Source organism: Kitasatospora sp. NPDC057542, assembly GCF_042801945.1.
In the GTDB taxonomy this organism is placed as follows: Bacteria; Actinomycetota; Actinomycetes; order Streptomycetales; family Streptomycetaceae; genus Kitasatospora.
The window spans coordinates 1-24032 of record NZ_JBHVFE010000087.1 but is presented as its reverse complement, the minus strand read 5'-3'; the positions used below and the strand labels follow the sequence as shown (position 1 = coordinate 24032).

At 71.9% G+C, this 24032-nt stretch carries 19 protein-coding genes and 2 pseudogenes; 10 read left to right on the top strand and 11 right to left on the bottom strand.

Features of this window, described 5'->3' with window-relative positions; genetic code table 11:
* The 3 genes and pseudogenes from ACFU7Y_RS14105 to ACFU7Y_RS14095 form a co-directional block, all read right to left on the bottom strand.
* Nucleotides 1–197: pseudogene (locus ACFU7Y_RS14105) on the bottom strand (hypothetical protein); the annotation flags it as partial.
* A gap of 756 nt (nucleotides 198–953) precedes the next feature.
* Nucleotides 954–2294 carry an NADH-quinone oxidoreductase subunit D gene (locus ACFU7Y_RS14100; RefSeq protein ID WP_380768037.1) on the bottom strand — a complete coding sequence of 447 codons (1341 nt, stop codon included), beginning with the start codon at nucleotides 2292–2294 and terminating at the stop codon, nucleotides 954–956.
* A 427-nt stretch (nucleotides 2295–2721) separates the two neighbouring features.
* Nucleotides 2722–2994: a hypothetical protein gene (locus ACFU7Y_RS14095; RefSeq protein WP_224275440.1), complete on the bottom strand. Its 273-nt coding sequence runs from the start codon at nucleotides 2992–2994 to the stop codon at nucleotides 2722–2724.
* 424 nt (nucleotides 2995–3418) lie between these two features.
* Between ACFU7Y_RS14095 and ACFU7Y_RS14090 the strand changes: the two genes are divergently transcribed.
* Nucleotides 3419–3592 carry a hypothetical protein gene (locus tag ACFU7Y_RS14090; RefSeq protein ID WP_224275436.1) on the top strand — a complete coding sequence of 58 codons (174 nt, stop codon included), beginning with the start codon at nucleotides 3419–3421 and terminating at the stop codon, nucleotides 3590–3592.
* 74 nt (nucleotides 3593–3666) lie between these two features.
* On the opposite strand, the pseudogene ACFU7Y_RS14085 reads toward ACFU7Y_RS14090, so the two are convergent.
* Nucleotides 3667–3819, bottom strand: a pseudogene (locus tag ACFU7Y_RS14085) (ATP-binding protein); the annotation flags it as partial.
* Between the two features lie 133 nt (nucleotides 3820–3952).
* Between ACFU7Y_RS14085 and ACFU7Y_RS14080 the strand changes: the two are divergent.
* Nucleotides 3953–4567: a hypothetical protein gene (locus ACFU7Y_RS14080; RefSeq protein WP_224275433.1), complete on the top strand. Its 615-nt coding sequence runs from the start codon at nucleotides 3953–3955 to the stop codon at nucleotides 4565–4567.
* A gap of 524 nt (nucleotides 4568–5091) precedes the next feature.
* Here ACFU7Y_RS14080 and ACFU7Y_RS14075 read toward each other — a convergent pair.
* From ACFU7Y_RS14075 to ACFU7Y_RS14065, 3 genes are all read right to left on the bottom strand, one after another.
* Nucleotides 5092–6081 (bottom strand): AraC family transcriptional regulator, encoded by a 990-nt coding sequence (locus ACFU7Y_RS14075; RefSeq protein WP_224275431.1) that lies wholly within the window; start codon nucleotides 6079–6081, stop codon nucleotides 5092–5094.
* Nucleotides 6082–6812: 731 nt separating this feature from the next.
* Nucleotides 6813–7778 carry a helix-turn-helix domain-containing protein gene (locus ACFU7Y_RS14070; protein ID WP_224275429.1) on the bottom strand — a complete coding sequence of 322 codons (966 nt, stop codon included), beginning with the start codon at nucleotides 7776–7778 and terminating at the stop codon, nucleotides 6813–6815.
* Between the two features lie 23 nt (nucleotides 7779–7801).
* Nucleotides 7802–8812, bottom strand: coding sequence for a helix-turn-helix domain-containing protein (locus ACFU7Y_RS14065; RefSeq protein ID WP_224275426.1), 1011 nt, complete (start codon nucleotides 8810–8812; stop codon nucleotides 7802–7804).
* Between the two features lie 197 nt (nucleotides 8813–9009).
* On the opposite strand from ACFU7Y_RS14065, the gene ACFU7Y_RS14060 reads away from it, so the two are divergent.
* The 5 genes from ACFU7Y_RS14060 to ACFU7Y_RS14040 all read left to right on the top strand — a co-directional run bounded on the left by ACFU7Y_RS14060 (nucleotide 9010) and on the right by ACFU7Y_RS14040 (nucleotide 16767).
* Entirely contained in the window at nucleotides 9010–11757 is a 2748-nt protein-coding gene (locus tag ACFU7Y_RS14060) for a helix-turn-helix transcriptional regulator (RefSeq protein WP_380768036.1), read from the top strand.
* A 399-nt stretch (nucleotides 11758–12156) separates the two neighbouring features.
* Entirely contained in the window at nucleotides 12157–13431 is a 1275-nt protein-coding gene (locus ACFU7Y_RS14055; protein WP_380768035.1) for a PucR family transcriptional regulator, read from the top strand.
* Nucleotides 13432–13625: 194 nt separating this feature from the next.
* Nucleotides 13626–14456: an alpha/beta fold hydrolase gene (locus tag ACFU7Y_RS14050; RefSeq protein WP_380768034.1), complete on the top strand. Its 831-nt coding sequence runs from the start codon at nucleotides 13626–13628 to the stop codon at nucleotides 14454–14456.
* Between the two features lie 121 nt (nucleotides 14457–14577).
* Nucleotides 14578–15423 (top strand): helix-turn-helix domain-containing protein, encoded by an 846-nt coding sequence (locus ACFU7Y_RS14045; protein ID WP_380768033.1) that lies wholly within the window; start codon nucleotides 14578–14580, stop codon nucleotides 15421–15423.
* A 312-nt stretch (nucleotides 15424–15735) separates the two neighbouring features.
* Complete coding sequence (locus ACFU7Y_RS14040; RefSeq protein WP_224275407.1) at nucleotides 15736–16767, top strand: alpha/beta hydrolase; 1032 nt, start codon at nucleotides 15736–15738, stop codon at nucleotides 16765–16767.
* A gap of 75 nt (nucleotides 16768–16842) precedes the next feature.
* On the opposite strand, the gene ACFU7Y_RS14035 is transcribed toward ACFU7Y_RS14040, so the two are convergent.
* Nucleotides 16843–17679 (bottom strand): alpha/beta fold hydrolase, encoded by an 837-nt coding sequence (locus ACFU7Y_RS14035; protein ID WP_224275405.1) that lies wholly within the window; start codon nucleotides 17677–17679, stop codon nucleotides 16843–16845.
* Nucleotides 17680–18477: 798 nt separating this feature from the next.
* On the opposite strand from ACFU7Y_RS14035, the gene ACFU7Y_RS14030 reads away from it, so the two are divergent.
* Entirely contained in the window at nucleotides 18478–19269 is a 792-nt protein-coding gene (locus tag ACFU7Y_RS14030; protein ID WP_380768031.1) for a hypothetical protein, read from the top strand.
* Nucleotides 19270–19534: 265 nt separating this feature from the next.
* Here the strand turns inward: ACFU7Y_RS14030 and ACFU7Y_RS14025 are convergent, their stop codons facing one another.
* Nucleotides 19535–19801 (bottom strand): hypothetical protein, encoded by a 267-nt coding sequence (locus tag ACFU7Y_RS14025; protein ID WP_380768030.1) that lies wholly within the window; start codon nucleotides 19799–19801, stop codon nucleotides 19535–19537.
* 131 nt (nucleotides 19802–19932) lie between these two features.
* On the bottom strand, nucleotides 19933–20394 hold the full coding sequence (locus ACFU7Y_RS14020; RefSeq protein WP_380768029.1) for a hypothetical protein: 462 nt from the start codon (nucleotides 20392–20394) through the stop codon (nucleotides 19933–19935).
* Nucleotides 20395–20773: 379 nt separating this feature from the next.
* Between ACFU7Y_RS14020 and ACFU7Y_RS14015 the strand changes: the two genes are divergently transcribed.
* Together ACFU7Y_RS14015 and ACFU7Y_RS14010 are read left to right on the top strand one after the other, a co-directional pair.
* Nucleotides 20774–21289 carry a GNAT family N-acetyltransferase gene (locus ACFU7Y_RS14015; protein ID WP_224275395.1) on the top strand — a complete coding sequence of 172 codons (516 nt, stop codon included), beginning with the start codon at nucleotides 20774–20776 and terminating at the stop codon, nucleotides 21287–21289.
* A 499-nt stretch (nucleotides 21290–21788) separates the two neighbouring features.
* Entirely contained in the window at nucleotides 21789–23255 is a 1467-nt protein-coding gene (locus tag ACFU7Y_RS14010) for an alpha/beta hydrolase (protein WP_224275394.1), read from the top strand.
* Nucleotides 23256–23438: 183 nt separating this feature from the next.
* On the opposite strand, the gene ACFU7Y_RS14005 is transcribed toward ACFU7Y_RS14010, so the two are convergent.
* A partial coding sequence (locus ACFU7Y_RS14005; protein WP_380768027.1) for a S1 family peptidase occupies nucleotides 23439–24032 on the bottom strand: 594 nt, incomplete at its 5' end.

Sequence of the window (24032 nt, the reverse complement as noted above, 5' to 3'; positions counted from 1 at the left end):
CCGGTCGTGCAGGCGGGCTCGTGCCACGTCGTACGGACGACCAGGCCGCCCGGACGGATGCGCTCGCTGAACCAGGTCCGGCAGCACCCGCCCGCACCGCGCTGTCGGGCAGCGGCCGGTGGCATCTGGGCTACGGCCGGGAGGGCGGCGTCCGCCGGGTGGCGACGGCGACGGCGGTGCCTGGTGGGGGTCGTCATACGACGGCTCTGCCCGCCCCGGTGGGCCGGCGAACCCGGCCACCACCCGGACGGAGCAGCCCCGCCCATACCTGGCCCACAGAACTGGCATAGCTGAACAACCGGACGCCTCGCCGGCATCCACGCTCGACCCCAACGAGCGTGGATGCCCGCATACCGGGGCCGCGCACCACGGACCACGCCTCGGCCCTGCCCGGCGGTGGCAAGCCCCTGCATCCGAAATCGGGGAGGTGATCCAGTTCCGGCCGGGATCGGCCGTCGGTTCCGATGCTGCACTTGAGAGCGCCGTTCGTCGTGGGCCCGGCAAGCGGACCGGCCGGGAGCGATCTCCACGCAACACCCCCTGCCCCACCACACATCCCGGCACACCCAACCCCCTGTACCGCCACCCCGGCCCATCATCCCCCGTCCCGGTGCCCGCGACTATGTCTTCGGCAGCGCCTGTGCCGGCGCGCTCACCGTCGCCCGTGGCGGTCAGGCCGGCGGCGAGCAGCCACTTGCTCATCTCGGCGCCCTTGCGGCTGTCGGCCTGCGCCTTACGGAACAGCTCCGCGACCTCGCCGTCGCCCTCCCGCTCGGCATCCTGCACGAAGGTCTCCATGCGCAGCGCATCACTCAGGCACGCCTCGACGTACCAGAGCAGTAGCGGCGGGCGGCGCGGCGGCGCCGTACCCCGTGAAAGACGCTGTGGCTGGCGGCCCCACGTCCCGCGCCTGCTTCCTGCCGCCCAACGGCACGTCCGCGGTGCGACCGCTCTCAGCGGTCCACGCCCCCCATCACCGGGTCGATGCTTGCCACCGCGACGATGACGTCCGCGACCTGCCCGCCCTCGCACATCGCGGCCATCGTCTGCAGGTTGGTGAAGCTCGGGTCGCGAAAGTGCACCCGGTACGGCCGCGTGCCGCCGTCGGAGACGACATGCACGCCCAGCTCGCCCCTGGCGGACTCGACCGCCGCATAGGCTTGCCCCACAGGAACGCGGAAGCCCTCCGTCACCAGCTTGAAGTGATGGATCAGCGCCTCCATGGACTCGCCCATGATCTTTCGGATGTGGTCCAGCGAGTTTCCCAACCCGTCCGGTCCGACGGCCAGTTGGGCGGGCCAGGCGATCTTCTTGTCGGCCACCATGACCGGGCCGGGGGCCAGCCGGTCCAGGCACTGCTCGACGATCCGCAGCGATTGGCGCATCTCCTCCAGCCGGATCAGGAACCGGCCGTAGGAGTCCGCGGTGTCGGCCACCGCGACCTCGAACTCGTACTCCTCGTAACCGCAGTAGGGGTCGGTCTTGCGCAGGTCGTGCGGCAGCCCGGTGGCCCGCAGGATCGGCCCGGTGGCGCCGAGTGCCATGCAGCCGGCCAGGTCCAGGTGGCCGACGTCGACCAGACGGGCCTTGAACGCAGGGTTCTTGGTGGCCAGCTTGTCGTACTCCGGCATCCGCGAGCGCAGCAGCTTCACGCCCTCGCGGATCTGGTCCGGTGCACCCGGGGGCAGGTCCTGCGCCAGGCCGCCCGGCCGGACGTAGCCGTGGTTCATGCGCAGGCCCGTCACCAGCTCGAAGATGTCGAGGATGACCTCGCGGTCCCGGAAACCGTAGACCATCAGCGTGGTGGAGCCGATCTCCATCCCACCGGCGGCCAGCGCCACCAGGTGCGAGGAGATCCGGTTGAGCTCCATCATCAGCACCCGGATCACGCTCGCCCGCTCCGGGACCTGCTCGGTGATCCCGAGCAGCTTCTCCACCGCCAGGCAGTAGGCGGTCTCGTTGAACAGCGGGGTCAGGTAGTCCATGCGGGTCACGAAGGTCGTGCCCTGGACCCAGTTGCGGAACTCCATGTTCTTCTCGATGCCGGTGTGGAGGTAGCCGATGCCGCAGCGGGCCTGTTTCACCGTCTCGCCGTCGATCTCCAGGATCAGGCGCAGCACGCCGTGCGTGGACGGGTGTTGCGGACCCATGTTGACGATGATCCGCTCGTCGTCCGCCCGTTCTTGTCGCTGCGCGGCGCCGGCGACCTCGTCCCAGTCGCCGCCGGTGACGGTGTAGACGCGGCCCTCGGTCGTGTCCCGTGCTCCTGCCGACTTGTCCTCGATGCCGCTCATCAGCCGTATGGCCTCCGCTCGGGTCACCGGTCGCGTCCGTGTGCCCGTGTCGCGGCGCGCCATCGGGCACGACAGGGCAGCCCGTCTCAGCCGACCGGCCCTCGCGCCGGCCGCACGGGCACGACCTGGCGGCATGTGCTGCTCAAATCCAGGATCGCGCACATCTGCCATGAACACCCGGCCGGACCGGCAGCGCACCAGCCAGGGCCTACCGCGGAACAGCCAGGGGGTTCTGGGCCGGGCAGACCGTTGTCGTGATCGGCACGCACCGCGCCGAAGGTCCCGCGGGACGGCCCGCACAGGCGGAGCGCAGCGGCTTGCCGCCGGACGCGCGAAGGGCGAGCACGTCCATGACTGGCTGCCGCTTGATCGGCCGCAGGATCGGCGCAGTCGGGGCGGGGGCTGGCGTCGGCCGAGGGCCGGTGATTCAGGACTCCTTGGGCAGCGCAGGGCTGCCGTACTCTTCCAGCGTGTCGAGCACGGTCCGCAAGTCCAGCTGGGTGTCCGCGCTGCCGGGACCGTTCGCTCTGGCGGACGAGAATCGGCCGTCCGGGGAGAATTCCACTCGCAGCGTCCAGTCGAGCAGTGAGAACCGCATCGCCCCGTCCTGCTCGTGCATGACCTGCCAGCCGTAGAGGCGGGCTGTCGCGCCAAGGTAGTGGGCGTCATGGCTCACCGGTGCAGGCTCGGGTTCCGTCATGGCGTCGATGCTCGCGTGACTGGTGCCACGGCGCCAGCCGCCATGCCGCACGGCTGTGGACTCCGCGGGGGGCGTGGCCGGGCGGGCCGCCCGCTCTACCGTGGAGAGATGGGCGGCAGCCAGGTGCCCCCCTGGCCCCGGGCGTCGGCGCCGGCGGTGACCGGCGGCCCTGATCACCGACCGGACGTGACTACGCCCTGCCCACCAGTCCCGTACCGGCCGTGATCTCCACGCAACACCCCCCTGCCCCACCACGCATCCCTGCACACCCAACCAACCCCCTGCGCCGGACCCCGACCCATCAGGCCTGATCGACTCGCCGTCCGTCCGCACCGCCGATACCGTCCCCGCTGCCACCAGGGGCCTTCGACGCGGGTAAGAAGGTGAAGGGCCGTAAGAGGTCGTCTTCGAGACGAAGCTGTGGGTGCTTCGTCCCGAAGAGGTGCAGGACGCGTCAGCCTTCCTGCAGCAGGTCGCGGTCGACGACCTGGTCAAGGACTTGGATGCCGCGCTGGCAGGAGTGGTCGAATCCCCGGGCTTCACAACGCCTTGGAGCCAGGCATGGGCAGCTGATCTGGCTACCGACCTGGCGAGCTGAACAGGTTCTTCGCTGCAGCCGCAACTGCGGGCGACGCGATGGTCAAGTTCGAATCGGCTTGAGCTGATCACCAGTCAGGTTGTGCCGGAGTCCCGGTTGACGGCGGCGAAGCGGTTCTTCAGCCGGTAGCCGGGGCCATTGACGGAGACGACTTCGCAGTGGTGGAGGAGCCGGTCGAGGATCGCAGTGGCGAGTACCTCATCCCGAAGACCTGGCCCCCTCTCCGACTCCCCGACCCCGCCGGGGACGGCCAAGGGGCCTGGGCGCGGCACGGGGAACTCCTGCAACTGGGCGTGAGGTGAGGGCACCGGGGGAGATGGCGGGTCGGGGCTGTCACAGGGGGGTGGCACACTCGCCGGCATGAAGATGATCGAAGCGATCGAAGCGGTTCTGAAAGCGAACGATCCGGAGGCGGAGTCCGGGTACCAGGGCAAGTTCACACTGGCAGGGCGGCTGTTGAGCCGCGGGGAGATCGCGGTGTGCGGGCTCGACGGCGCCGAGTTCTACACGTTCGACGACGTCGCCGATGGGCTGCACGAGGTGTATCTGGCGTACGACTGGGACAACGAGCGGGGCGCCACCGTCTCCGCGGTCGCGCTGGTCGCCAGCGGAACCACCCCGCAGGCGCTGGTGGGTGCGAGCTGGGACGAGGCGTCGGACGACGTCAACATGCTGAGCGAGGACGCCTCGGCGATCTACTCCGGCACCCCGGACAACCTGGCCATCGGCGGGGCCCTCCACCGGATCGCGGGCTTCGCGGAGGCCGACAACCCCGAGGCCCATGCGGTGGCCGAGTTCGAGGCGCAGCAGGAGGCCGGCTCCCGGACCCCGGTGCTCGATGTCGTCGTCGACCCGGCCAGCGGCGCGAACGCCCTGGTCTTCCCCACCTGCGACTTCACGTCGAACAGCATTCTGGTCGGCCGGGACGAGCACGGCACGGGCATCGGGATCTTCTGGTCCAACTTCGACGGGTGACGTTCCACGGGTCCTTGGACACCCTGCCACAGCCGAAGCATGCCAGGGTCTTCATCCCCTGACGGTGCCGACAGCCCGCCCCGGCGGCTGGCAGGCGCCACCGCCAGGGCCCAGGACCTGGTGCTGCCGCTCGGCGGCACACTGCTGGTCGGTGACGGCCGGCCGGCAGGCGTCGCGCCGCCCATCGTCCCGCCCGTCCCACCCGTCCCACCAGGCCCGTTCCCACCGCTCGTCGCACAACCTCACCGCGCACGCCGACACACCGAGCGCCCCACCTTGAGGGCGTGCTGCTCCCCGATCCCCCACCACGGGCCGCTCGGCGCGGGCACCAGCGCGGCAACCAGCCCTCCGGGCCGGCGTTGAGCGGCCGGGTGGCGCCGGTGCGCGCCTCGAACCCGGTTCTCATCCGGTGGCCGGGGCGCGGACACACCGCACTCGCAGGCAAGCCATCCGCCAGCCGCGTCCCCAACCTCACGGGTCAGAACACCTGGCCCGGCTCGTGGGGTGCCGGCTGGGGCTGGGGCTCATATGGTCGTCAGGGGCACGTCCACGGTGACGGCGTCGCCGAGGCGGCGCCACTCGGACGGGGACATCCCGTGGGCCGCTTGGAAGCGGCGGCTGAAGTGGCTGGGGCTGCTGAATCCGCAGCGGGCGGAGACCGCGGCGATGGTCAGGCGGTCGTAGCGCCGGGAGGCGAGCATGCGCTGTGCTTTGCGGAGCCGTTCCTCGATCAGCCACTGTTCCAGGCTGATTCCCGCCGCGCTGAGCAGGGTGTAGAGGCGGCGCACCGAGATGGCGTGCTCTGCCGCGATCCTCTCCGGCGTCAGTTCGCCGTCGGCGAGGTGGGAGCGTGCGTAGGTCATGATCCGCGTGAGGAGGGTCTCGTTCATCGTGGCTCTGACCTCGGGGCTCTGTTCGGCGTGCGCGGCCGACAGGAGCAGTGCGCGGACGAGTTCCGTCGTGGCGGATCCGAGGGCCTGGACGCCGGGGTCGGTCTCCAGGCGGTCGGGGTCGCGGTGTACACCCCGCAGGTGTTCCAGGACCAGGTCGTGGAGCGGGCTGGCGCGCAGTTGCAGGGAGGCTCGTACGACGGTGTCGACCGGCACGTCGAGGCGGTGCATGTCGAACATGATGACCTGGGAGGCGCCGTCGCCGGACCAGCCGTATGTGCGGGGTGACAGCTCGTGGAAGACGCAGATGTCGTCGGGGCCCAGGAGGCGCTGCCGGCCGGCGACCTCGGCGCGGTGGATGCCTCGGGTCTGGAGGGAGACCGAGACGATGGGGTTGTCCCGGTGGTGGTGTACGTGGTGGTTCGTGCGCCGTACCTCGAAGCCCGAGTTCCGGGTGGCGAAGAGGTCCAGTCCGCCGACGCGCCATGCCTGCATGCGCGCGTGGATGCCGGTCTCCGGCTCCTCGTGGGCGACGTGGTTGGGTACCCGTGTGTCCGTCAGCGCGTGGTGGAAGGCGTCCACGCGCTCACGGGGCGGGACGGTTTTGAGGTCGATCAGCAGCACACCAAACTCCCAGAAGGACTGATTACGGCCAGTCTGCCTGAGCGGTGAGTGCTGTCGACGGCGGATGATGGTTGCGGGTTGGGGTGCCACGGGCCGCCGCGAGGTCCGGAAACCAGGGCGGGCGGCCTTGTGCGCATGGCGGTCCGCCCGGTGGGAAGTGCCTCAGGAGCCGGTCTGGACCTCACCCGCCTGTAGGCCCGCGACGGCTGCGCGGGGTGAGGTCGAGGGCTTGGCTGTGAGGAACTCTTCTCCCTTCTGCACGGTCCTCGCCTGCTGGCCGGTGGCGGTGAACTCCTCTACGGGCTAGGTGAGTTCGCGGATGCTCGTCGCGACCTCCGCGACGCCCGGCCCCGGTTTGACGACGGGTGGTGGCACCCGTGTGAGTCGGCTGCGTCCGCGTCGCCGGTCAGCAGGGCGCCGACCGGTGGCGGCGCGTCGGCACCCGCCCGCCGGCGGCGAGGGTGTGGAGACAGGCAGGTTGTCCTGCCGAAGCACGTCGAGCCGTCGCGAGGACACTCGCCGTGCAGGAGTGCGCGGACGGTCAGATCCCCGTGCACCCACGGAACACCAGGGAGCCGGAAGCGACGTCGGGCCCGCCGCGCGGAGCCTACGCGGAAGCGCTCGCGTGCCTGTCGGTCATCGCCGTGGAGACCACCCCCGCGCCGCTGTTCACGAGGTGGCACGGTGTTGAGATCGAGTAGCAGCACGGAACCCTCCAGGGGAGACGAGTTTCAGCCGCTCCGGCGCGTGTGGTGGGCGCCGACCTGCCAGTCCCGCGGCGTCACGCCGTACGCCGCGCGGAAGGCACGGGTGAAGTGGCTGGAGTTGGCGAAGCCCCAGCGCCGGGCGATCCCCGCCACCCCGAGCTCCCCGGCCATCGGCCGGAGCAGGTCCCGGCTGCAGCGCTCCAGCCGCTGTGTCCGGACCCACCCGCCGACCGTGGTGCCCTCCAGGTGGAACAGCTTGTGGAGGAAGCGGACGGACATGAAGTTCGCCTCCGCGATCGTGGACGGTGACAGGTCCGGATCGCGGAGGTTGCGCAGGATGTACTCCTTGACCCGCTCGAAGGAGGCCGCGCTCCGCGAACCCTGCGGCCGGGCGCGCCCGGCCCGGTCGTCGACGAACATCGCCAGCAGGTCGAGTGCCGTGGCCGCGGCCCGGCGCCCGACGGCCTCGTCCAGCTCCGCCGCCTCGTGCGCCATCCTCGACAGGTAGGTCGTCAGCAGCGCGGCGCTGCCCTCGGCGCCGCTGAACGCCGTGGCGGTGAGTGCCCGCAGGTCCTTCTCCTGCACATCCAGTTCCGCGCGGGGGAAGTGGAAGGAGGTGAAGACGAACTCCTCCTCGATCTTCTTCCGGAAGACCCGGGAGGTGTCGGTGATGGAGAACCCGCCGGGCCGGATGAGCGTCTCCCTGCCGTCCTGGTCCTTGAGGGCGGTGCCCCGTTCCTGGAGGGTGAGGAGGAGCGTCGGCGAGTCGCCGTCGGCGATCAGGCGCCTGTTGCGGGTCACCACCTGGGGCCCGGCCTGGACCCTGGAGATCTGCACGGAACCCAGCCGGTGGCCGGCGATCTCCCCGGGCGACGGCACCTCCTCCAGGAAGTCCACGGTCATCGGCACGAAGGTGTGGGACACGGTGTCCTGCCAGCTCTCCGCCCGGTCGGAGGCGGACAGCGATGCGGTGGAGAGAGATGCGGACACCGGGTTCCCCTCGGGTCGATGGGTCATCGGGACACCGGGCCCCGGGTGTCCCGCGGGTCGGACGGCTCGGTGCCGCCGCGGGTGTCGCGCCACTGGCTCGGTGAGATGCCGTACGAGGCACGGAAGAGCCGGCTGAAGTGGGCCGGATCGGTGAAGCCCCACCGCTGGGCCACGCCGGAGACCGTGCTGTCGCCGCTGTCCTTGCGGGTGAGGTCCTCGGCACTCGCCTGGAGCCGGCGGCGCTGGATCAGGCGGCTGACGGTGGTCCCCTCCCCTTCGAAGAGCTTGTGGAGGGAGCGGACGGAGATGCCGTGCGCGGCCGCGATCGTCTGCGGTCCGAGCTCCGGCTCCTTGAGGTGCCGGTCCACGTAGGCGTGGATCTCCCAGATCCGGGTGTGGCGGGAGTCCTCCGTGGCCGGCGCGTCACGGGAGGCCTGCTCGGTGACGAGGGTGGCCACCAGGTCGGCGAAGTTGCACGCCAGTCGACCGGCGACGAGCCCTGGGCAGTCCTTGGCCGTCTCGACCAGGGTCAGCAGGGACTGCTTGACCAGGGCGGCCACCGGGCCGCCGGCGTCGGCCACGGTGGCCGTCACCCGTTCCAGCTGCTCGTCCCGCACGCCGAAGGCCCGGCGGGGGAGCAGGCACACCCTGACGTCCACTCCGTCCGGGTAGTCGACCACATGGGGGGTCTCCGTGTACCAGAAGGAAACCGCTCCCGCGGGGACCTCGACCGTCCGGCCGTCCTGTTGCACCACGGCACCGGTGGCCCCCATGACGGCGACCACGAAGAACCCCTCGGCCTGCCTGGTGCCACGGGCGATCTCCCGCAGGTCGCGGGTGTAGCAGCGAGGGCCGGCTTCCGTCGTGATGAAGAGCAGGTGCCCCAACTGCTGGGTCGTCATCCGGCCCGGGTCCGACGCAGGCTCGTACGAGGCGACCGTCACGGGCATGGCGGCGATGGAGACGGCCCGGCTCCAGCGATGACCGGTGTTCCCGTCCTCCGGGAACCCGGCCGGGTCGGTCACGGATGTCATGGGTCCTCCCTCCGGTCGGTGTGGCATCCAGCATGGAACACGGGATGACTTACGTCGGCGGCTGAATGACTGTGAAGCGACTGTAGGTGATGTGTCGCCGGACACATGACTCTCAGCGCATTCCAACCGTGCAATGCGTGCACCTACACTGCAACGGTCCAGGTCAGAGCACTGACGCAGGCACAGAGGAACATCGGATGTCAGGCACCACACTGTTCGGCCGGGACGAGGAGCTGGCGGCCGTCGACGCACTGGTCGACGCCCTGCCCGAGCGTGGCGACGCGCTGCTGATCCACGGGGCCCCCGGGGTCGGCAGGTCCGCCCTCCTGGACCACGCCGCCGCCCGGGCCCGCGCCTGCGGATTCACCGTCCTCAGGGCCTCGGGTGTCCAGGCCGAGAGCGATCTGCCGTTCGCGGGGCTGCACCAGCTGACCCACACCGTGACGGACCGCATCCCGCGCCTCCCCGCTCCCCAGGCGCAGGCGCTGCTGGGGGCCTTCGGCATGGCGGAGCCGTCCCCCGGCGCCTCCGGGCCCCAGCTCTTCATGCTTTCCCTGGCCGCCCTCGGCCTGCTCGGCGAGGCAGCCGCCGAAGCCCCCGTTCTGCTGGTCGTGGACGACGCCCAGTGGCTGGACACACCGACCCTGGACGTCCTCGCGTTCATCGCACGCCGCGTCGGCGCCGAACCCGTCGGCCTGCTCGTTGCCGTCCGCGAGGACCGTACGGTGTGGCGGGGAGCCCCCGACATCCGTGAGCTGCACCTCAAGCCCCTGGAGCCGAGCGCGGCCGACGCCCTGCTGACCGCCCGCAGCCCCGGTCTCGCCCCGGGGACGCGCCGCCTGGTGGCGCAGATGTCGGCCGGCAATCCCCTCGCGCTGACCGAGCTCCCCGTCACACTGGGGGCGGACGGGGCGCCTCGGGAGTCCGTGCTGTCGCCCGGGCTTCCCCTCACCGCCCGACTGGAGCGGGCTTTCTCCTCGCGGTCGGCCGACCTTCCGTCCGACACGCACCTTGCGCTGCTGGTCGCGGCCACCGCCGACGACGGCGCGCTGACCGAGGTGCTCGCCGCGGCTTCGGCCCTGACGGGCACCGAGGTGTCCGCACGTTCCCTGGAGCCCGCCATCGCCGCGGGTCTGGTGCGCGTCGACGGGTTCCGGATCGACTTCACCCACCCGCTGGTGCGCTCCGCCCTCCTGGGCTCGGCCTCGCTCGCGGACCGTCTCGCCGCCCACGGCGCGCTTGCCCGCACCCTCCAGGGACAGCCCGACCGGCAGGCGTGGCACCGGGCCGCGGCCGGCGGCCGTCCCGACGAAGCGGTGGCGCGACAACTGGACCAGGCCGCGTTCAGCGCGAAGGAGCGCGGTGCCGCAGCCGTGGCCCTGACCGCGCTGGAACGCGCCACCGCGCTGAGCGAGGTGCCGTCGCGAAGCGTGGCCCGTCTCCTCGGTGCGGCGGAACTGCGCTTCGAACTCGGCCAGGCGGATCGTGTGTCAGCCCTGGTGCAGCAGGCCGAATCGCTGGGCCCCGACCTGTTGGAGCGAGCCCGGGTGGTCCTGCTGCGCGAATGGCTGGAGTCGGAGTCCGACACGAGCACGTCCCGGATCCACCTGCTGATCGCCACGGCCGAGCAGGCCGCCGAGGCCGGCGATCCCGAACTCGCGCTGCGGCTGCTGCGCGTGGCCGCGTGGCGGTGCTGGTGGGCGGACCCGGGGCGAGAGCTGCGGGAGCGCGTCGTGACGGCCGCCGAGCGGCTACCTGTCCCGGAACTCCACCCGGACCTGGTGTGCACGCTGGCGGGGGCCGCCCCGCTGGAGGCGTCGGCGACGGTGATCGACCGGCTGCGGCGCCTCGAACGTGAGGGCGGGTACGACGTCGTGACCGCCGCCACCCTGGCCAACGCGGCCATCATGGTGAACGGGTTCGACCATGTCACCGGATTCGCCCGCCACGCGGCGAACGGACTGCGCCGTCAGGGGCGTCGGGGCCCGCTGACCAAGACACTGGTGCTCCTCGCCCTCGCCACCGTGCACACCGTCGACTGGGAGACCGGACTCCCGGCGGCGGCCGAGGCCGCCCGGCTGGCCGAGGAGACCGCACAACCACGTTGGCTGACCGGTGCGCGGGTGGCGAAGGCACAGTTCGCCGCACTGCGCGGGGACGTGGACACCGCGCTGGTCGCGATCGGCGAGGCGGAGGGCCAGGGGCTGACCGTGGTCGACCCCTCCAAGCTCGCGTACATCCAGATCACCCGCGGCCTCATCGGCCTCGCCGCGGGCCATTTCGCCGAGGCGTTCTCCTGCGTCTGGCGGGTCTTCGACCCGGCCGATCCCTCCTACCATCCGTTCATGCAGACCATGGCCATCACCGAGTTGGCCGAGGCCGCCACCGACGACGACCAGCGGGCCATGGCGAAGGCCGCCCTGCGACAGCTCGTCACGTCCGCCGGGACGAGCGAGGTCCAGATGATCCGGGTGAACCTGGGATTCGCCCGGGCGCTGCTCGCCGACGACGAGCACGCCGAAGAGCACTTCCGGTCGGCGTTCGACCTGGACATGTCCCGTACACCCTTCGTCCGTGCCCGGCTCATGCTCGCCTACGGCACCTGGCTCCGGCGGCGCCGCCGGGTGATGGAGGCCCGCACTCCGCTGCGGATCGCCCGGGAGTCCTTCGCGGCCATGGGCGTGGAGCCCTGGCGTGAGCGGGCGGCCCAGGAGCTCCGCTCGGCCGGCGAGGGCAGCAGGGGCCAAGGCCGCCCCGACCGGGACCTGCTCACGCCCCAGGAGGTCCAGATCGCCCAGCTGGCGGCGCAAGGGCTCTCCAACAAGGAGATAGGTCGGCAGCTGCACCTGTCGCCCCGGACGATCGGCACGCACCTGTACCGGATCTTTCCGAAGCTCGGGATCACCTCTCGCAGCCAGCTGAGCGAAAAGCTGGGCACGGACTGAGCGCGACCCGTTCGACGGGCGGGCACGGGCTCTCCCGGAGATGTTCCGGCGGTGCACCGCGATAGGACACTCTGCGCACCGTTCGCGGGATGCTCAGGCGGTCCTCGGGCTCGTTCCCGCCCTGCCCGTCCTGTCGGGCGGTCGGGGAGCCGCACGTCCGCGGGGGCTCCCCGATCGTCGCCGGATGACCGTCATGCCGGCTGAACTCCCTTGACCTGAAAGCCTTTTCGTCATCTTCCGGCCGCCCCCGGAGCCGCTGCGCGGCCTCCCCTGAGGGGCGGGCGCCACCCGAGGCGACCGGCGGCACCGGTCGGGTGGAACCGCCGTTTCCTCACTTTGTTGAATGTTGTCCATCTGCTCCGCTCCTTGTATGAATGGCGTGCCAGGAAGGAGTGGATCATGACGATGTGGATCCAGCGCGCGCGTTCTGGAGGCGAGGCGCTGCAGACGTTGGTGGACGGCCTGGCCGAGGAGCTAGGACGCTCGGTCGTCCTCGACGACCCGCTGGTGCGGATGATCTGCACCAGCCGGCACTTCGGCGACGAGGACCGGGTGCGCGTGCGCACGCTGCTGCAGGGCATCGCGGACGACGAGATCATCCGCTACGTGCTGTCCCAGGGGGTCGCCCGGTGGACCGTCCCGGGGATCCTGCCGGGGCGCGACGACCTGGGGATGCAGCCGCGCTACTGCGTCCCGATCCACCAGCGGGGCCACATGCTGGGCATCCTGAAGGTCATGGCGGTGGGCGAGCCCCTCACGGAGGCCGAGACCGAGGCCATCGACCGGGTCGCCCGCACGGTGGCGGTCGAGATGTACGCCGATCGGCTGGCCTCGGACGTGGACGAGGAGCGCACCCGCCAGCTCTTGGGTTGGTTGGTCGGCTCGGACTCCGCGCTGCGTTGCGCGGCGCACCAGCGCCTGGTGGACGACGGCCTCCTACCGGCGGGCCCGCACGTGGTGGTGACCAGTGTGGTCGTCTCCGGGCAGCGGGGGCCGTCCGGCCAGATCGCGGTGGCGTTGCGGGGGGCGCTGGAGCCGTTCCGGCACGCCCGTACGGCCCGCGGTCTGTCGGCGGTCGACCAGGACCGGGCGGTCCTGGTGCAGGTCTTCGACCGGGAACCGACGGACGAGGAACTGGACGTGCAGTGCCGCGCGATCGTCCGCTCCCTGCGGACCTTCCTGGGCACGGACGTGGACGTCGCGGTGGGAGTGGGCGGCCGTAGGACGGCGCTGGCGGACGCGTGGATCTGCCACGACCAGGCCCGGGTGGCGGTGCGTGCGGCCCGTCGGCTGCCCCGGCTGGAGGGCGTCGGCGACTGGGAGCGGCTCGGGGAGTTCACGATGTTCCTCCAGCTGCCGGAGAGCGCGCTCAACGAATCCCTCCTGCCGAAGCCGCTGCGGCTTCTGCTGGACGGCGGCGGCAACTCCCGGCTGGAGGAGACCCTGCGCTGTTTCCTGGAGAACGCCGGGTCGGTGCCCAGGACCGCGGAGGTCCTGGAGCTGCACCGCACCTCGCTGTACTACCGCCTGCGCCGGATCCAGGAGATCACGGGCCTGGACCTGGACGACGGCGCGCACCGCCTGGTGCTGCACATGGGTCTCCAGCTCCTGGACCTGCTCCAAGTTCCCCGGGAGACCGACGTCCCCGGCGACCGTGCCGCCACGGTCGGTTGACCCGCCTCCTCGCCGAATCAGGCGGTTGCTACGGAGCGATGAAGTTCCATCAGGCAATCCCTGTGTCGGTCGGTGGTCAACGGGTTCACCCCGCCGTGAGGATCCTCAGTAAGAGCTACCGCTCCGCCCCTGGCGGCCCGCTGACGTCACATCCCGAATCCACGAGCCGAGAAGAACGGACAAGAACGAGCACCATGCGTGAACTGACCACGAACGACGGCGTGCGCCTGGCCTACCGCGACAGCGGTGGCGACGGGGTCCCGCTGGTGATGCTCCACGGCTGGGGGCAGACACAGGAGATGTTCCGCCACCAGGTCGAGGAACTGGCGCCGGGCCGGCGCGTCGTGACGGTGGACTTCCGCGGCCACGGCCGTTCCGGCAAGCCGCGCCACGGCTACCGCGTCGCGCGCCTGGCCCGTGACGTCCTCGGCCTGGTCGACCACCTGCGCCTGGACGCCTTCGACGCGCTGGGCTGGTCGATGGGCGCCTCGGTGTGGTGGAGCTTCGTCGACCAGCACGGCACCGGCCGCATCCGCCGGCTCGTCCTGGTCGACCAGCCGGCCGCGGTGGCGGCGGTGCCCTGGATGACGGAGACGGAGCAGCACGAGTCCGGCGCCCTCTTCGACGTCGCCGGGCTCCTGGAACTGGGCGCCGCGCTGGCCGGCCCGGACGGCGCCGAAACCCGCGAGGACTTCGTCCGCTCGATGTTCAGCGGCGACACCGACCCGGACCTGATCGCCTTCGTGACCGAGCAGATCCGCTCGACCCCGGCGTACGCGGGCGTCCCGCTGCTCTTCGACCACTGCGCCCAGGACTGGCGCGACGTCCTCGACCGCATCGACGTGCCGACCCTGGTGATCGGCTGCGAGGGGAGCCACGTGGACCCGGCGTCCCAGCGCTTCATCACCGAGCGGATCCCCGGCGCCCGCCTCCACGTGTTCCCGAAGAGCGTGGCGAGCTCGCACTTCCCGTTCCTGGAGAACCCCGGCGCGTTCAACGCCGTCGTGGAGGAGTTCCTCTCCTGACCTCCTCGCCCGATCTCCCCTTCCGCCGCACCCCGTTCCGTGGGGCGTGGCGGGCCCCAGCACCCGTACTGAACCCTCGAACCGGTCGGAGCCTCCCGTGATCCCGTCGGGTCCCTCACCCATGCCCGAACCCGAGTACCACCTGTATGGCCAGGCCGTCCGTGACGACGCCGGCGACTGCATCGACGTCCTGTCCCCGCCGCCCGGAACCGACCCAAAGGACTGCCTCCACGTCCTCCTGCACGTCCGGGGCGCCGCTCTGGTCCGACGCCACGGCATCAGCACCGTCCTGGCGCCCGGGGACCTGCTGATCGGCGCCACCCGTCACCCGGCGGGCCTGCTGCGGGACGCCGAGTGCCTGATGGTCGAGTTCCGCGTCCCCTGCTTCTACCTGGGCGTGCGCCAGGCCGACGTCCGGCGCACCGGCGGTCTGGTGGCGCGGGGGAACGAGGGCGTCGGCTCGCTCGCCGCCCAGTTCCTGCGGACCCTCGCCACCCAGGCCCCGGTGCACCGGGCCAGGCCGGGCAGCCGCCTCGCGCGCAGCGTCTCCGACATCGTCGCGATCCTGGTGAGCGAGCTGCTGGAGCGCGAGGGGCCGGAACAACCGAGCGGTGCGGCGGAGCTGCTGGCGCGGATCCGGGCCCACATCGAGGAGAACCTCGCCGATCCGAACATCGGGCCGGAGTCGATCGCCCGCTCGCAGCACATCTCGGTGCGCTACCTGCACAAACTGTTCCAGCAGGACGGGACGACCGTGGGCCAGTTCGTGCGGCAGCGCCGGCTGGACGCCTGCCGCAGGGAACTGGAGCGTCCGTCGCACCGGCAGAGCAGCGTCTCCGCCGTCGCGCACCGGTGGGGCTTCGTCAGCCACTCCCACTTCAGCCGGGCGTTCCGCGACGCCTACGGGGTCTCGCCCCGGGAGTGGCAGGCCTACGCCGCCCAGGCCGACGGCTCTCATCCCTCCTGAGTGCCCTGGCAAGCACGCTCGTCAGCCGGCGACGGGGATTCGTCAACCCGCGTACTCCAGCCGGGCTTTCGGGCCGCCTACGGGATCCCGCCGCGCCGGCGGCGCGCCCTGTGGGCCGGTGCCGGATGACGAGTCGCTTATCCTGGGGGAAATCCGTGCACGATCAGGCCAATGGGGCGGGCTCTCCGGCAGTACCGTCGGGTGGCGTGCGCGAGGCGTCGGAGGGCCGACCTTCCGCCAGGCGCGGACCGAGCCCACGCCCGGGCAGGCGTCGCGTTGCCGAGCCCTTCCGATCAGGCCAGGAGCGATGAGTTGTCCGATCCCACCCCTCTGCCCGAGCGGCGTCCGGTGCTCGACCGGGCGCTCCAGGAGTTCCTGGACGCCGGAGCCGGCCGGTCCGCGACGGGACTGCCGGACCTCTCCTTCCTCGCCCGCGACTTCCTCGCCCACGACGGCGTTCCGGGCGACGGATCGGGCGAGGAGACGGTCTGCGACGAGTACGAGGACCCGGACGACCCCTGCGGCGTCACCTCGGAGTGGCTCGCCCTGCCCTGCGGGCCCGGCGGGCGGGTGCACGTCCAGGTGACCAGGCCCGTCGGCACCGCCGAGCCCAGCCCGGTGGTGCTGTTCCTGCCCGGCCTCGGCTGGTCGCTCGGCGACGCCGACTGCTACGCCCGGCTGATCCGGGAGTTCGCCCTGGGCACCGACGCCGCCGTCGTCTACGTGGACTACGCCCGGGCGCCCGCGGCCCGCTACCCGGTGGCCGTCGAACAGTGCCACGCCGTGGCCCGCTGGATCCACGAGCACGGGCACGAGATCGGACTGGCGGGGGATCGGATCGCCGTCGTCGGCGACTCCGCGGGGGCCAACCTGGTGGCGGCCCTGACCTTGCTGGCCCGGGAACGCGGCGACGTCCCGCTCGCCCACCAGGTGCTGCTGTACCCGGTCACCGACGCCGACTTCGACACCCCCTCCTACCGCCGCTTCGCCACCGGCTACTTCCTGCACCGCGAGCACATGCGCCGCTTCTGGGACGACTACCTGCCCGAGCCCCAGCGGCGGAAGGAAACGACCGCCGCACCACTGCGCGCCTCGCTGGAGCAGCTCGTGGGGCTGCCGCCGGCGCTCGTGGTCACCGCCGAGGCCGACGTGCTGCGGGACGAGGGCGAGGCCTACGCGGCCAGGCTCCGCGCGGCCGGGGTCCCGGTGGTGTCGACGCGCTACCAGGGGGTGATGCACGGCTTCCTGCTCGTCGGCGGGCTCCATCCCACCGGTACCACCCGGGCCGCGCTGATCCAGGTCGTCGACACCGTGCACATGGCGCTGCACCGCCGGCCCTGGTGAAGCCGGACGACGTGGGTGCGGACGGCCGGTGGTCGGGGGCGGGCGGCTGCGGTCGGGTGCGGACGGCCGTCCGGGTCACTCGGCGAGGAAGGCCAGCAGCACGGTGTTGACTTCCTCGGCGTGGGTCCAGAGCAGGCCGTGCGGGGCGCCGTCGATCTCGACGTACTCGGCGGCGGGGAGCTCCTTGTGGAAGGGGCGCGCGGTGCTCTCCACGGGCAGGATGCGATCGCCGGTGCCGTGCAGGATGAGGGCCGGCACGTCGATGCGGGTGATGTCGCCGCGGAAGTCCGTGTACCAGGTGGCCGGCACGGCCGCGGCGGCGAAGGCGCCACCGGAGGCGGCGACGTTGAAGCTGTGGCGGACGGCCTCCTCGCTGATCCGGGTGCCGAGGTTCTCGTCCAGGTTGTAGAAGTCGTAGAAGAAGGCGGTGTAGTAGGCGTACCGGTTCTCCCTCACGGCCTCGACGATGCCCCCGAAGAACTCCTGCGGGGCGACGCCGTCCGGATTGCCGGCGGTCCTGAGCAGGTACGGCTCCAGGGAGGCGAGGAAGGCGACCTTGGCAACGCGGGCGGAGCCGTAGGAGGAGAGGTAGCGGGCGACCTCGCCGGTGCCCATCGAGAAGCCCACCAGGACGGCGTCGCGGACGTCGAGGGTCTCCAGCAGGGTGTTGAGGTCGGCGGCGAAGGTGTCGAAGTCGTAGCCGGTGGTCGGGTGGGAGGACCGGCCGAAGCCGCGGCGGTCGTAGGTGATGACCCGGTGGCCGGCGTCGACGAGGGCTGCGCTCTGGCGCTCCCAGGCGCGGCCGTCCAGCGGGAAGCCGTGGATGAGCACGACCGGCCGGCCGGTGCCGTGGTCCTCGTAGTAGAGGTCGATGGAGGTGGAGTTCTCCTGGCCAATGGTGATGTACGGCATGGGACTTCCCTGTCTTCCGGACCACGCCTGGGCTGCGATGGGCCAACGCTAGGGCCGGCCGCCGGTGGCCGATTGCCTGGGAGAGCACCCCGTGTCGTCCGAGAGCGCTGTGAAGGGCGCACCCGGGCTCCCGGGCTCCCGGAACTGTCGTTCGCCTGGAGGGCGGTGCCGGTCGTCCACGGGACGGCGGTGCCGCCGCCGGCGGGGATGCGCCGGACGGTGCCGAGGACGGAGTCCGCGGCGTACGGGTAGCCGGTGCGCTCGTCCCGGGCGAGGCCGCTGGGGTGCGGTCAGCGAGAGGGGCGAAGCGTGGGCGGGAGTGGTGAGGGCGCCCGCCGCCACCGCGGTGAGGGCTACCGCGGAGGCCTGGCACAGGGTGGTGATGCGAATGGTCGTTCCTTCGGGAGCGAGAGGTACGGGGACCGAGGGATCGAGGGCGACACCGTCACCTTAAGGAGGCGCCACTGCTCGTACTTGCGCCTCAGCGCACGGACCCTGCTCCGGCGGGGAAGCGGAGAGCGGGGCCCGTGCGGCGCGAGGTGTGACGGCGGAAGTTGCCCGCACGCGACGGGTTGAGTACGAATACTCATGGCACCGGCCGAGTGGATCGGGCACGATCGTCACCGTGCACGCGCCTGCACGGGGGCCGGGCGGCGAGGTGGCGGCCCGTCAGGATGCCGGGACGGCAGCCCGGTCGGGCGCCGCGTCAGGCCAACGGTATGGTCACTGCCGGGGGGTGACACCCCTTGTGCACGAAACACTGCATTCGGCTACGAACCCACGGGGGTCCTTGTGTCCATGGTCCGATCCACCGTCAGGATTCCGCTCGCGGTGGGCGCGGCCGCGATGGCCGCGGCCGTTGTCACGGGGTGCTCCTCCGACACAGTGACCGTCTCCGGCAATCCGGCGTCCATCACCGCAGCCCCTGCCACCTCCCCGGGCGCCGCCCCGACGGACACGCCGACGCTCCAGACGTCCGGCGCCCCGGCGTTCGGCACTCCCAGCAGCACGCCGACCGGCCCGCCGCTCCTCACCGGAGTGGACCTGCGCGCGTCCCTGCCGACCGCCACGGCGCTGCCCGCCGGGTGGACGATCAAGGGCAACGGCAACCAGGTCGACACCGGCACCACCATCAACGAGTACCGGGCCGACCCGCCGCAGATCAAGGAACCGTGCAACCAGATGCGGCTCGCCGGGACCATCTTCTCCCAGGGCTACAAGGTTTCGGGCGCGATGAACGAGGTCTACGACGGGGAGAACATGGTCCAGGTCTACCTGGCCGCCTACCGCCCCGGCGACGCGGCCCAGCTGCTCGGCGACCTGCGGGCGTACGCGGAGCGCTGCAAGACCTTCACCGGGAAGAGCGTGGACGGCAAACCGATCCCGATGACCGTGACGTTGAAGCCCGTGCCGGGGCTCGGTGACGAGGCCTTCGACATGAAGAAGGTTCCCACCGGCCCGTACAGCAGCGATGAGATCGTGGTGACCCGGATCGGCGACCGGGTACTGTTCCTCAGCGGCGACGACATCCTGGGCCGGCTGCCGAACATCATGCAGCTGGCGGTGCCGCTGGTGAAGACCATCAAGTAGGAGGCCCGGCCCCGCCCGCGCCGGGTCGGGAGCCGGGGCCGGCGCGGCGGCGGCCTGCGGGACGGCGTTCTGCGGGAGGGCGCATCCCCTGAGAAGGTCTTGGTAATTCCGTGCGGTGCCGCGGGCAGGCCGACCTACAAGGGGCCATACGTGCTGGGGCGGACAACCGGTCCGCCGCCCGCTCGGGGGTTCGGGCGCGGACCGGCCCTCTCAGTGTGTGCGGGCGGGCACCGCAGTGCCGCTGGGGTTGGTCCGGGGGGTGGTGTCAGGGGGTGTCTCCCCGCCAGTCCCAGCGGCGCGGGTCCGCGGGCCGGGGTCCGTAGTGGGCGCGGCCGCCGGCGCCGTATCGGCCGATCTCGGTGGAGAGTGCGGCGCCGTCGGCGAGCTGCTCGGTGCCCCAGCCGGTGACGTCCAGGAGGAGGCCGTCGAGCGGGCCTCCGACCAGCTCGCGGTACTCGTGCCCGGGCTGGGGGCCGGGGTCATCGTGGTCGGCGCCATAGACCCGGCCCCGCAGCAGTGCCTCGTCGTCCATGCCGCTCAGCGTCCCAGCCGGCACCGACACCTCGTGGCGGATCCGGGGACGCCGGGTCACTGGGCCCGCTCGGCGCCGGCTCCCGTTCGCGGGCGACCGGGGCCCCGGGTTCCAGGACGTGGCGGCTGGGGTCACAGATCGCTCAGGTGCTCACGGAAGACGGCTTCGAGCCTGGCGGCGGTGGGCTCGGCCAGGACCTCGTCGGACAGTCCGGCCTCCATGCCGGCCCGCGTGTTGAAGTCGACCCGGCCGTTCGCAGGTACGAGTTCCTGGATCAACCAGGCAGCGAACTCCGCGGCAGCGCCGGCGGTCGCGTTGCGCAGGGACACCCCCTCGTCGCCTGAGACGCCGGATCCGATGCCCTCGAAGGTCGTCCCGGACGCGGTGAAATCGAACCACCAGTCGTTCTCGTCGCTCGGGCCGTAGGCCCCGCCGTCCGCCGTGGTGTGCACGAACGCCTGCTCACCCTCCCGTCGGCGCAGTGCCTGGGTGAAGGTGTCGAGGGTGAGGTTCCAGGTGGTGTTGGGGGTGGGGGTGAAGACGAAGAGGGTGCTGGTCTCGGGGAAGGGGAATTCGGGCTGGTCGGGGGTCATGGCTGTGTCTGGTCCTAGATCGTGGGCGTGGTGAGGGGCCGGGCGGGATGTGACGGGCGTAGCCCTTGACGCCGTTGAGGGCCATCATGGTGCGCCAGTAGGGCACGGTGTTGGGGTCGTTGGTGACGATCTCCATGCCGATCACGCCGTCGGTGTCCCGGAGGCCGTCCTCCATGAGGCACGACGCCCGGTCGGGTTTCAGCGGCACGAGGGGCAGCTGGTACTCCGGGTAGCCGGCGACGTCCCACTGGTAGCGCTTGTCGGCTTCCGTGCCGCCGGAGAAGCCGCCGGTGACCAGGCCCGACTTCCACCGCAATTGAGCGGCCTCGGCCTCTGACCCACCGGCCGGCGCGGCGGGCCGAGGCCGTAGTCTCACCGCATGGAGAAGACCGTCACATACCTGGAGATGACCGACCCGGCCGAACTGCGCCCGTCCCCTCCGATCGCCGCGCTGACCCTCGTCCCGGCCGACGGCTCGTCCCCCGAGGTGCAGGCCGTCCAGGCGCGCGTCGGGGCGCCGCACGGCTGGCGCAGCACCGCCCGCACCGCCGCCGACTGGGCGGCCCACCTCGCCGAGCACCCCCGGCGCCAGTACTGGCTGCTGACGCACGACGGCGAGCCCGCCGGCGTCGCCAACCTGGAGCCGCACCCGGCCGGCGACGTGGAGATCACCACCTTCGGGCTCGTCCCGGAGCATGTCGGCCGTGGCCTCGGCGGCTACGCGCTGACGCTCGCGCTGCGCCAGGCGTGGGCCACCGAGCCGCTCGGCGCCGAGTCCGTCCGGCGGGTCTGGCTGCACACCGACACCAACGATCACCCGAACGCCCTGCGCAACTACGAGAGCCGGGGTCTGCGCCCGTACGACGTCCGGACCGAGACCGCCGGCACCGCCTGAGCCGCGTCCCGACGGATGTGTCCGGAGCGCCGCGCGCGGGACCGCTGGTCAAAGCGACGGCAGGCCCGCGCGGCGGCGGCGGACGACAGCCGCCACGGCGGCGCCGTTCGGCACGGAACCGAACGGCGCGGCCGCGCGGATCGGGCGATCAGACGATGACCGGACAGCCGGTGGAGTGGATGCGGCCGAAGTCGATGTGACGACGGCGGACGAGCACGGTCATGCGGGCACCGTACTGCCCGACACAGCCGCCCCGCCCGGAAACCACACATTCCCCACTCCGCCGGGTGACCGCGTTCGCGGGCTGCCGGCAGCGGGACGGCAAGCCGCCCTCCTGAGCCGGTGGATGACGGGCCATGAGACCGGGGTCCTACGTCAGCGCGACGGCGTACGCCGCAGGTCGGACCGTGAGCCCATCCCCGCGCCGTACGTGGTGCGGGTGCGGCGGAACGGAGACTGGAGGCACTTCCGAGGCACTGGTTCTGCACAGAGGACGGGCATGGTTCTGCGAGACGGACGGACGATTTCCGCGCTGACGGTCGGGGCGGTGACGACCGTGCTGACGGCGCTCACCCCCGTGACGGCGTTCGCGGCGGGCGATCCGCTCCAGCGGTACGGGCAGCAGCAACTCCGGTGGGAGCGTTGCGATGCGGGCCGCCCGGCGGCATTCGAGTGCGCGACGGTCAAGGTGCCGCTGGACTACGGCGATCCCGGGGGCCGGACGATCGACATCGCGATATCGCGGGTGAAAGCGGGCAGTGCGAAGCAGCGGCACGGGGTGCTGTTGATGAATCCCGGTGGCCCGGGCGGCCCGGGGCTGACCATGCCCGTGGAGATGGAGCCGCTGCTGCCGGCGGAGGTCCGGGACCGGTTCGACCTGATCGGGTTCGACCCGCGCGGGGTCGGGCAGAGCTCGCCGATCGGCTGCGACCTGACGGCCGACGAGCGGACCTTCCAACACCCGTACGCCGCAGGGACGTTCGCGAAGGACGTGGTCTGGGCCCGGACGGTGGCCGACAAGTGCTGGGCCAAGGCAGGTGACGTGCTGCCGCACATCACCACCCGCAACACGGCGCGGGACATGGACGTCGTCCGGGCAGCGCTGGGCGAGCGGAGGATCTCCTACTTCGGGCATTCGTACGGCACCTACCTGGGCGCCGTCTACACGCAGATGTTCCCCCAGCGCTCGGACCGGTTCGTGCTCGACAGCGCGCTCGATCCGGCGCTCGCGTGGCGGGGGACGCTCCGGGGGTCGGCGCCTGGGGCCGAACTCGCCTTCACCCGGTGGACCGAGTGGGCCGCCGAACACGACGCGGCGTACGGGCTGGGTGCCACGCCGGCGGAGGTCCGGAAGACGTACTGGGACCTGGTCGCCCACGCCGACCGCACGCCCGTCCCCACGGAGGACGGGACGCTCGACGGCGACGCCATCCGTTCCGGGTACGCCGCGTTCGTCCACGTCGAGACCGTCACCCCCTGGATCGTCGCACTGAAGGCCGCCGCCGCGGGCGGGCCGGCCGCGCCGGCGGTGCCGTCGGTCGTACCGACGGACAACACCGCCGCCGCCGTCTGGGCCGTCTTCTGCGGCGACACCCGCAGCTGGCCGCGCGACCCCGAGCAGTACCGCCGGGACGCGGTCCGCGACCGGGCCCGGTACCCGCTGGCCGGGGACCTGGGGGCCAACATCCAGCCGTGCGCGTTCTGGAAGTCGGCGGGCGAAGAGCCGGCCACCGTGGTGAACAACGACGTCAACGCGCTGATCGTGCAGAACCAGTGGGACCCCCAGGCGACACTGGCCATGGCCCAGGGCATGCGTCGGGCCCTGCACGGTGCACGGATGGTCACGGTGGCCGGCGGTGAGGGCCACGGCGTGGTGGTGGCCGGCCCCTCCTGCGCGGACGCCAGCGTCACCCGCTACCTGACCACGGGCCGACTGCCCGCGACGGACCTGACCTGCGGCGGTTAGGCCTTTCCCTCCCGGGCGCGCCCCCGCGCCCGGGAGGGTGGCCGCCGGGCCCCCCACGTCCCGCGCAACGGGCGGCTCCGGACCAATGGCACCCTGATTCGACCGCCGCGCAGGACCCGGTTCCGGTCACCGGAGGCGGTCCAGAGCGCCCTGGCCGGCCGGCCAGGGCGGCACCAGCGCCAGTCAGGACAGCAGCTGGGCGGGGACGTCGGTGGCCCGGGTGAACACCGAGAGCGGGTACTGGGTGTCGCAGTACTTGTTGCCGGTGGAGACCACACCGATCACCACACCACCGACCACCAGCGGCCCGCCCGAGTCCCCCTTGCAGACGCTGTCCGTCGTACCGGCCCGCGGCAGACCGCAGACCTTGAACTGCGGGGAGTCGCCGGGCGAGGTGTACGGGTCGCAGGAGGCCGGCGGAGCCAGCGTCAGCTCCGCCTGCTTGAGGTGGGTGCCGGGCCCGTCCGAGCCGGTGCGCCCGAACCCCAGCAGCGTGGCCGTGCGGCCGTACCGGTAGAGCGCCGCGTCCCCCTGGCGCGCCACCCGCACCGGTGTCTGTGGCAGCGGCCGGTCCAGGGTGAGGACGGCGGAGTCGTGCTCCAGGCCGGCGGTGTAGCGCGGGTCGACCCGGTAGCCCTTCACCCGGCGGACCTGACCGCCGGAGCCGGTCAGGTCGGTCCGTCCGGCGATCACCCGCAGTGAGCCCGGGTCGGCCGCCTCGGCCACGCAGTGGCCCGCGGTGAGCACCTTGGTCGGCGCGATCAGCGCGCCGGTGCA